7 protein-coding genes are annotated in these 7,818 nt (G+C 62.8%); 1 reads left to right on the top strand and 6 read right to left on the bottom strand.

The window, feature by feature from the left end; translation table 11 throughout:
* Nucleotides 1–106 precede the first annotated feature (106 nt).
* On the bottom strand, nt 107–1,207 hold the full coding sequence (locus NCR93_RS22840) for an NADH:flavin oxidoreductase/NADH oxidase (RefSeq protein ID WP_008348610.1): 1,101 nt from the start codon (nt 1,205–1,207) through the stop codon (nt 107–109).
* A 94-nt stretch (nt 1,208–1,301) separates the two neighbouring features.
* Here NCR93_RS22840 and NCR93_RS22835 point away from each other — a divergent pair, with 94 nt between their 5' ends.
* The gene (locus tag NCR93_RS22835; protein ID WP_175981269.1) at nt 1,302–2,213 is read left to right on the top strand and encodes a LysR family transcriptional regulator; all 912 of its coding nucleotides are present in this window, start codon (nt 1,302–1,304) and stop codon (nt 2,211–2,213) included.
* Here NCR93_RS22835 and NCR93_RS22830 read toward each other — a convergent pair whose 3' ends face one another.
* Genes NCR93_RS22830 through NCR93_RS22810 form a run of 5 tightly spaced genes read right to left on the bottom strand, consistent with a single transcriptional unit; the run spans nt 2,214 to nt 7,666 of the window.
* Entirely contained in the window at nt 2,214–3,134 is a 921-nt protein-coding gene (locus tag NCR93_RS22830) for a dihydrodipicolinate synthase family protein (RefSeq protein WP_175981253.1), read from the bottom strand.
* Nucleotides 3,135–3,158: 24 nt separating this feature from the next.
* The gene (locus NCR93_RS22825) at nt 3,159–4,115 is read right to left on the bottom strand and encodes an amidohydrolase family protein (RefSeq protein WP_008348604.1); all 957 of its coding nucleotides are present in this window, start codon (nt 4,113–4,115) and stop codon (nt 3,159–3,161) included.
* A 4-nt stretch (nt 4,116–4,119) separates the two neighbouring features.
* Nucleotides 4,120–5,121 carry a 4-hydroxythreonine-4-phosphate dehydrogenase PdxA gene (locus tag NCR93_RS22820; RefSeq protein WP_175981252.1) on the bottom strand — a complete coding sequence of 334 codons (1,002 nt, stop codon included), beginning with the start codon at nt 5,119–5,121 and terminating at the stop codon, nt 4,120–4,122.
* A 24-nt stretch (nt 5,122–5,145) separates the two neighbouring features.
* On the bottom strand, nt 5,146–6,444 hold the full coding sequence (locus tag NCR93_RS22815; RefSeq protein WP_175981250.1) for an MFS transporter: 1,299 nt from the start codon (nt 6,442–6,444) through the stop codon (nt 5,146–5,148).
* A gap of 46 nt (nt 6,445–6,490) precedes the next feature.
* Complete coding sequence (locus NCR93_RS22810) at nt 6,491–7,666, bottom strand: L-rhamnonate dehydratase (RefSeq protein ID WP_175981248.1); 1,176 nt, start codon at nt 7,664–7,666, stop codon at nt 6,491–6,493.
* Nucleotides 7,667–7,818 lie beyond the last annotated feature (152 nt).

Raw genomic sequence — 7,818 nt, 5'->3', positions numbered from 1 at the left:
GGCTGAGTCCTGTGATGTACAGAACTCAGCCCTTAGCGGCCTAGCCCAAAACTGTCCAACTTTGCGGGGTCAGTTCACCATTGCGCGCTTTTTTCATTTCACGACGTCATTCAGCGACGGCGTAACGTTCGAGCCAATGCGCATAAGGCGCGGGCAATGCCCACGACGGCTTCTCGACCTTCAACTGCTTGGCTGCCTGATACGGCCAATGCGGATTCGACAGATGCGCGCGGCCGATCATCACGAGATCGAGTTGACCGGATTCGACCGCGTGTTCCGCGTTCGGCGGCGAATCGAAGCCCCACGCCGACGCAACCGGTATCTCCGCTTCTCGGCGCACGCGTTCCGCGATCGGGCCGAGGAACGCCGGTCCCCATGGAATGCGCGCATCGGGCGTCGAGAAGCCGACGCTCACGCTCATCAGATCAAGTCCTTTGCGACGCAGCGTCTTCGTCAGTTCGATGGATTCGTTCAGCGTGGCTTCATCGCGGCCGTCGTATTCGATGACGCCGAAACGCGCCGTCAGCGGCAGGTTCTCGGGCCACACTTCGCGCACCGCGTCGAAGGTCTCGACGATGAAGCGGCTGCGTCCCGCGAGATCGCCGCCGTATTGATCGTCGCGCTGGTTGGCATCGACGGAGAAGAAGCTTTGGGCGAGATAGCCGTGCGCGAAGTGCAGTTCCAGCCATTCGAAACCCGCTTCGCGTGCGCGACGCGCGGCCGCCGCGAAGTCGGCCTTCACGCGCGCGATGTCGTCGAGCGTCATCGCCTTGGGCACTTTCGGCAGCCCGCCGCCGAATGCGACCGCCGATGGCGCGAGCGTGTCCCAGCCGCGTGCATCGTCGGACGGGATGTGATCGTCGCCTTCCCACGGACGATTCGCGCTCGCCTTGCGGCCCGCATGCGCGATCTGGATGCCGGGCACCGCGCCCGCCGCCTTGATCGCCGCCGCGATGTTCTTCATGCCTTCGATGTGCGCGTCGTCCCAAAGACCCGTGCATCCCGGCGTGATGCGGCCTTCCGGCGATACACCCGTCGCCTCGACGATCACGAGGCCCGCGCCGCCGCGCGCAAGGCTCGCGTAATGGCTCAGGTGCCAGTCGTTGACGAAGCCGTCGATGGCGCTGTACTGGCACATTGGCGGAATGGCGATGCGGTTGCGCAGCGTAACGTCCTTCAATTTGAAAGGAGTGAAGAGTGCTGACATCTGTGGTTCTCTGTATCAATGAAGGCGTTCAGATTAACCGTTCAGTGTCATAATGAAAACTATCCGCAGATTATCGGTTCGATAAAATTTCGTGATGCTCAATCCGCAATGGCTGCGCACCTTTCTCGCGCTCGTCGACCTCGGCAACTTCACGCGCGCCGCCGAGCGGCTCGATCTGACGCAGGCCGCCGTGAGCCAGCATCTTCGTCATCTGGAAGACGAACTGGGCCTGCTCGTGATCCGCCGTCCGCGCGGCATCGAACTCACGCCGGCGGGCAGGGCGTTGATCGACTATTGCAACGAGATGGAACGGGCGGGCAAGCGTCTCGCGTCCCGGCTGTCGGATAGCGAAGACGAAGCTGGCGAAATCGGCCTCATCACGCCGGGCAGCATCGGGCTCGTGCTGTTTCCGCTGCTGCTCGATTTGCAGCAGCAGCGCCCGGAATGGAAGATGCGTCATCGCTTCGCGCCCGATTCGGAAGTGCTCGAAGCCGTGCTGGAGAGCCGCTACGACCTCGGCATCGTCGCGTTGAAGCCCGACGATCCGCGTCTCGCGGCGAGCAAGTTCATCGAGGAGCCGCTCGAACTCGTCGTGCCCGCGAACGAAGACGTACACGAATGGAGCGATCTCGAACGGCTCGGCTTCATCGACTATCCGGAAGCGCACATGACCGCGAGCCGTCTGCTGAGCCGCCGCTTCCCGGGCAATCCAGGCGTCGCGAGCTTGCGCCGGCAAGGCTTCAGCAATCAGATCAGCCTCATACTGGAGTTCGTCGCGCGCGGACTCGGCTTCACGGTGATACCGCGTTATGCGCGCATCGCGTTCGGCCAGCCGGAAGCGATCGGCGTGGTCGAATGCGGCGCGCCGGTGATCGATACGCTGTGGCTCATCCGCCGCGCGGAATGGCCGCTGCCCGCGCGTTGCGCGCGGACCGTGGAGTATTTGCGGGAACGTGTGGGCGTTCCCACAATCAAGGCCGATTCGAAGAAGAAGCGTCGGCGCTAGTCAATGTCCCCAGCGCAGCACGAGCGGATCGAGCTTGCGCGCGACTTTCAGCAAGCCTTCGCGCACGGCAGGATGCATCGGCGCGAGCGGGTGACGCACTGCATCCGAGCGAATCACGCCGCCTTCCTTCATCAGCGTCTTGCACGCCGCGAGACCGCACTGACGGTTCTCGTAGTTGATGAGCGGAAGCCATTGCTGATACAGCTCGGCGGCGTTGTCGGTATCGCCCGCGAAGTAGGCATCGACGATCTTGCGGATGCCGTCGGGGTAGCCGCCGCCCGTCATCGCGCCGGTCGCGCCCGCGTCGAAGTCGGGCATCAGCGTGATTGCCTCTTCGCCGTCCCACGGACCGACGATCGCATCGCCGCCGAGTTCGATCAGCTCGCGCAGCTTCGATGCAGCCTGCGCCGTTTCGATCTTGAAGTACGACACATGCTCGACGTCGCGCGCGAGCTTCGCGAGAAACGACGCGGAGAGCGGCGTGCCAGCGACAGGCGCGTCCTGAATCATGATCGGAATGTCGATCGCGTTCGATACTTCGCGATAGAACTCGTGGATGCCGCGCTCGCCCACGCGAATCGTCGCGCCGTGATAAGGCGGCATGATCATGACCATTGCGGCGCCCGCGTCCTGCGCGGCGCGGCTGCGCTCCGCACAGATGCGCGAGCTGAAATGCGTCGTCGTGACGATCACCGGCACGCGGCCCGCCACATGTTCGAGCACGGTGCGCTGAACGGTGTCGCGTTCCGCATCGGATAGCGCGAACTGCTCGGAAAAGTTAGCGAGTATGCATACGCCGTGCGAGCCGGCATCGATCATGAAATCGATCGCGCGCTTCTGGCCCTCGAGATCGAGGCGGCCCTGATCGTCGAAGATGGTCGGAGCGACGGGAAAGACGCCGCGATAAACAGGTGCAGCCATTGAAGTAAGTCTCCTTTGGTTGGTCTAGATCCGGTACAGCGCGCACGCGTTGTCGAAGAATAGCGCGAGACGTTCTTCGCGCGAGCGCGCTGCGACGATCGTCTTGAAGCCGGTAAAAAGATCATCGAGCGTGACGACGAGGCTATCGACCGGAAAGTTACTCGCGAAGAGGCATCGCGCGACGCCGAAGCTTTCGATCGCATTGCGCACGATGCGTCCGTTGCGCTCGACACGCCAGCTTACGCCAGGTTCGCCGATCCCCGATATCTTGAGCCATACGTTCGGCGATCGCGCGAGCGCATCGAGCGCGGCGCGCCAAGCCGTTAGCGCTTCCTCGCTACGATCGGCGGGCAGGCCGGCATGGTTCACGATGATTTTCATCTGCGGAAAGTCGCGCGCGAGTTCTGCGGCTTCCTCGAAGTGCCACCACGGCGCCTGCAGTTCGAACATCAGGCCACTTTGCGCGAGCAACGCATAACCGCGCCGCCAGCGTTCGCAACGCATCGAGCCGGGCGCGGCGAAATCCGCGCGATGTTCCGCGCGGGGCACGGTCTTCGGTTTATGACGCACGCTGCGCACGAGCGGCATCTCGCGATAGGCGTCGATGACATCGGCGACATCGTCGCGATCGAGCCAGATCTGCGCGGCCATCGCGTTCGGCAAGCCGGTGCGTTCGTGCAGCGCCGTCGCCCAGCGCGCTTCGCCGAGCACGTCGCGCGGATCCCATTCGCCTTCCATCATCACCGTCTTCACGATGCGATGATTGCCCGCCTGCGCGAAGTAGTCGTCGGGCAGAAAGTTCTTGCAGATCGACGCGTAATCGCCGTAACGAAACGCGATGCGCGGCAGATCGCGCAGCCACGGATGATAGTTGCGCGACACGTCCCAGAAGTGATGATGCGCGTCGACGATGGGCAGATCGGCGTCGTCGCCGCTTTGCAGAAAGCGTTCGCGCAATGCTTCGATGCGTTCTTGCATCATGGCGTCAGCTCACGCGGTCTTGCGCCATGCGCACGGCGATGTCGAAGGCCTTTTGCGTGGCGCCGGCATCGGCGCGGCCCTGGCCGTGGATATCGAACGCGGTGCCGTGCGCGGGCGTCGTGATCGGAACGGGCAGGCCGCCGTGCACCGTGACACCGCGCCAGAAGCCCATGAGTTTCATCGCGATCTGGCCTTGATCGTGATACATCGTGACCACGCCATCGAAGACCTTCTGATCGCGCGCGCGCACGAAGATGGTGTCGGCGGGGAAGGGGCCTTGCGCGTCATAGCCTCGCGCACGCGCTTCTTCGACGGCCGGCGCGATCACGTCGATTTCCTCGCGGCCGAACGCGCCGTTGTCGCCGTTATGCGGATTGAAGCCGCACACCGCGATGCGCGGCTTGTCCACGCCCGCGCGCTTCAGACCATCGTGAATCAGTTGCACCGCGTCGACGATGCGCTCGGGCGTGAGCTTCGCGCTCACGTCCTTCAGCGCGATATGCGAGGTCACGCGCGAGGTCCACAATTCGTCGAGCACGTTGAACTCGCAGAACGCGCCGCTATAGTCGAGCTGACGCGCGAACCATTCCATCTCGTCGTTCGTTTCCATGCCGGCCATGTGCAGCGAAGTCTTGTTGACGGGCGCGAACAGCATCGCTTGCGTGCGGTTTGCGCGCGTCATCGCAAGCGCTTGTTTGAAGGCTTCGAGGCTATAACGGCCGCCGCGTTCCGTCGATACGGCGCGCTCGTAAGGCGCATCGTCGGGCAGGCGGAAATCGATGAGCGAGGGCACGCCGGTATCGCGCGCGGCGGCCGCTTCGTTGTCGATGACTCCATACTCGAAGCGTTGCTGCGCGATCTCCATGCCTTGATCGAGTTCACGCTTGTCGCCGATGATGAGCAGATCGGCGCGCGCGCGATTCTCGGGCTTCGCGATGAGACGCGCGATCAGTTCGGGACCGATGCCGGCGGGATCGCCGAGAAGCACTGCGATGCGAGGTTTCATGTCTGTATGGTCCGTTGTCGATTATTAACGCGTGCGGCGCAGATCGATTGCGATCGAACCGAAGATATACACCAGCGCGCACGCGCCGTAAAAGTGCAGCACCGCATCGAAAGAGCCGGTGCGCTGAAGAATGAAGCCGGTGATGAGCGGAATCGAAATGCCGCCGACGCTGCCCGCGCAGTTCATGCATGCACCGAGCAGGCCCACGCGTCCCGGGCTTGCGAGCAGCGAAGGCAGGCTCCAGTAGAGACTGCCCCACATCAGCAGGAACGATGCGCCGCACAGCACGGCGACCGCGACGACGGGCGAAGTGATCGTCGGGAGCGCGGCGAATACGGCGAGCGTTGCGATGCCCGAGACCGCGATCATCGTCTTCACGACTTTACCGCGCGACAGATTCATCCCGCACAAGGCATCGCACAGGAAGCCACCGGAAAGCGAACCGAGCGCGCCCGCGAGGAAGATGAAGAAGGTCGCCGCGCCGATCTGCGAAAGGCTCAGACCGCGCGCCTGCGTCAGATAGCTCGGGCCCCACGTGAGCAAGCCGAAGAAGATCATCGCCCAGCTCATGCGGCCGACGCACATCGCGATGGTCGAGCGCAGCGGCAGCGGCGCATCGTCCTGGCTTGCGTGCATCGCCTTCGATGCGGGCGGCGCGCCGTCGTGGATATGCGCCAGTTCCGCGCCATTGACGCCGGGATGTTTCGCGGGATCGTCGCGCAGATAGCGCCATGCGAGCCATCCGCATGCGATGGTCGCAAGCCCCGCGACGACGAACGCGGTGCGCCACGAGCCGAACATGAGGATCAGGTTCGAGATCGCGAGACCGCCAATCGCGGCGCCGAGCGGCGATCCGGCATCCATCAGCACCGCGCCGCGCGCGCGTTCCTTGCGCGACAGCCACAGCGCGTTGAGCTTGCTGCCGGCGGGAAAGAGCGGTGCTTCGGCGCCGCCGAGACCCACGCGCAATAGCAACATCGACATGCCGCCGGTGGCTGCGCCCATCAGCGTCTGGAAGAGACCCCACAAGACAGTTGCACCTGCAACTACTTTGCGCGGGCCGAGTTTGTCGATGAGCCAGCCGCCCGGAATCTGCAACAGCGCGTATGACCAGAAGAAGCTCGACAGCACGAGCCCTTGCATCGCGGGCGAGAGCGCGAACTCCTTGGCGATGGTGGGCATCGCGATGGAAAGCGAGATGCGGTCGACGAGATTGATCAGCGTGATGAGGAACACCACGCCGAAGATGCGCCAGCGCACGCTCGTCGCGTGTGTGGACGAGGCGGCGTCGTGCGCCGTGTGTGCTTCGATTCTGCTTTCCATGTTCGTCTCCTGTCGCCTCGGGCTGCATGGTCCCGAGGTCGCATCGTCATTCGATGATGTTGAAGTCGCTCAGATGCTTGTCGGACAGCGTGATGCCGAGGCCCGGCGTTTCATCGGAGAGTTGCAGATAGCCGTTCTCCGGCTGCGGTTCGCCGTCGAAGATGTAATAGAAAAGCTCGTTGCCGACTTCGACATCGAACACCGGGAAGAACTCGGACATCGGGCTCGCGGTGCTCGACATCGTCAGGTGATAGTTGTGCATCTGGCCCGCGTGCGGAATGACCGGCACGGACCACGCTTCGGCCATGGCGTTGATCTTGCGCGCCGCCGTGATGCCGCCGACGCGATTCGTGTCGTATTGAATGACATCGACGGCCCGGCGTTCGAGCAGATCCTTGAAGCCATAACTCGTGAACTCGTGCTCGCCGCCGGAGATCGGCACGATGTTCATCTTCTTGAGTTCCTGATAGCCTTCGACGTCGTCGCCGATCACCGGTTCTTCGAGCCAGCGCGGATTGAATTCGGCAAGGCGCGGCAACATGCGGCGCGCGTATTCCAGCGTCCAGCCCATATAGCATTCGAGCATGATGTCGACGTCATCGCCGGCAAGCTCGCGCAACAGGCGCACTTGTTCGAGATTCTTCGCCATGCCTTTCGGACCGTCTTTGGGGCCATAGCCGAAGCGCATTTTCATCGCGGTGAAACCTTGATCGAGATAACCTTGCGCTTCGGCGAGAAACGCGTCGCGATCGTCGTTGTTATAGAGCTTCGATGCATAACACCAGATCTTCTCTTTCGTTCGGCCGCCGAGCAGCTTGAAGACGGGCTTCTTCACGGCCTTGCCCATGATGTCCCACAGCGCGATATCCATCGCCGAGATCGCCGCCATGCCGATGCCCTTGCGGCCCCAGGCGAGCGTGCGCCGATACATCTTCTGCCAGATGTATTCGTGATCGAACGGATCTTCGCCGATGGCGATAGGCGCGAGATATTCATCGGCGATCTGCTTCGCGACGCGCGGCGCGAGCGCGCAATTGCCGATGCCGACGGTGCCGTCGTCGCATTCGACCTCGACGACGAGCCAGCCGTGAAAGCGGAACGAGCCCATTGCATCGCCGCGCTCGTAGAGGATATCGACGGCGTTCGTACAGAAATGCGATTGCGGCGGAACGACCTTGCCTTTCCATTCGAAAACGCGCGCGCGGACATGCTTGATCTTCATCTTCGGTGTCTCCGTGTGGTTCGATTGATGCCGCGCGCACTGCATGATGCGAGGGTTTGCGCGGCTGTTTCGGGTAGCGCTAGTGTGCGAAACTCCGCGATAACTGACCATTGAATAATTTGAATCGGGCTATTTCCTGGAGTTATCACTCG

Origin of the sequence: Caballeronia sp. ATUFL_F1_KS39, from assembly GCF_023630985.1 — a bacterium.
Taxonomy (GTDB): Bacteria; Pseudomonadota; Gammaproteobacteria; order Burkholderiales; family Burkholderiaceae; genus Caballeronia; species Caballeronia zhejiangensis.
The sequence above is the reverse complement of the archived record's forward strand: the minus strand, read 5'-3'. Positions and strand labels throughout refer to the sequence as shown.

What these genes read in the sequence shown, in the direction of transcription:
- NCR93_RS22840 (WP_008348610.1), bottom strand. Translation starts at nt 1,207, where the DNA reads ATGTCAGCACTCTTCACTCCTTTCAAATTGAAGGACGTTACGCTGCGC.
- NCR93_RS22835 (WP_175981269.1), top strand. Translation starts at nt 1,302, where the DNA reads ATGCTCAATCCGCAATGGCTGCGCACCTTTCTCGCGCTCGTCGACCTC.
- NCR93_RS22830 (WP_175981253.1), bottom strand. Translation starts at nt 3,134, where the DNA reads ATGGCTGCACCTGTTTATCGCGGCGTCTTTCCCGTCGCTCCGACCATC.
- NCR93_RS22825 (WP_008348604.1), bottom strand. Translation starts at nt 4,115, where the DNA reads ATGATGCAAGAACGCATCGAAGCATTGCGCGAACGCTTTCTGCAAAGC.
- NCR93_RS22820 (WP_175981252.1), bottom strand. Translation starts at nt 5,121, where the DNA reads ATGAAACCTCGCATCGCAGTGCTTCTCGGCGATCCCGCCGGCATCGGT.
- NCR93_RS22815 (WP_175981250.1), bottom strand. Translation starts at nt 6,444, where the DNA reads ATGGAAAGCAGAATCGAAGCACACACGGCGCACGACGCCGCCTCGTCC.
- NCR93_RS22810 (WP_175981248.1), bottom strand. Translation starts at nt 7,666, where the DNA reads ATGAAGATCAAGCATGTCCGCGCGCGCGTTTTCGAATGGAAAGGCAAG.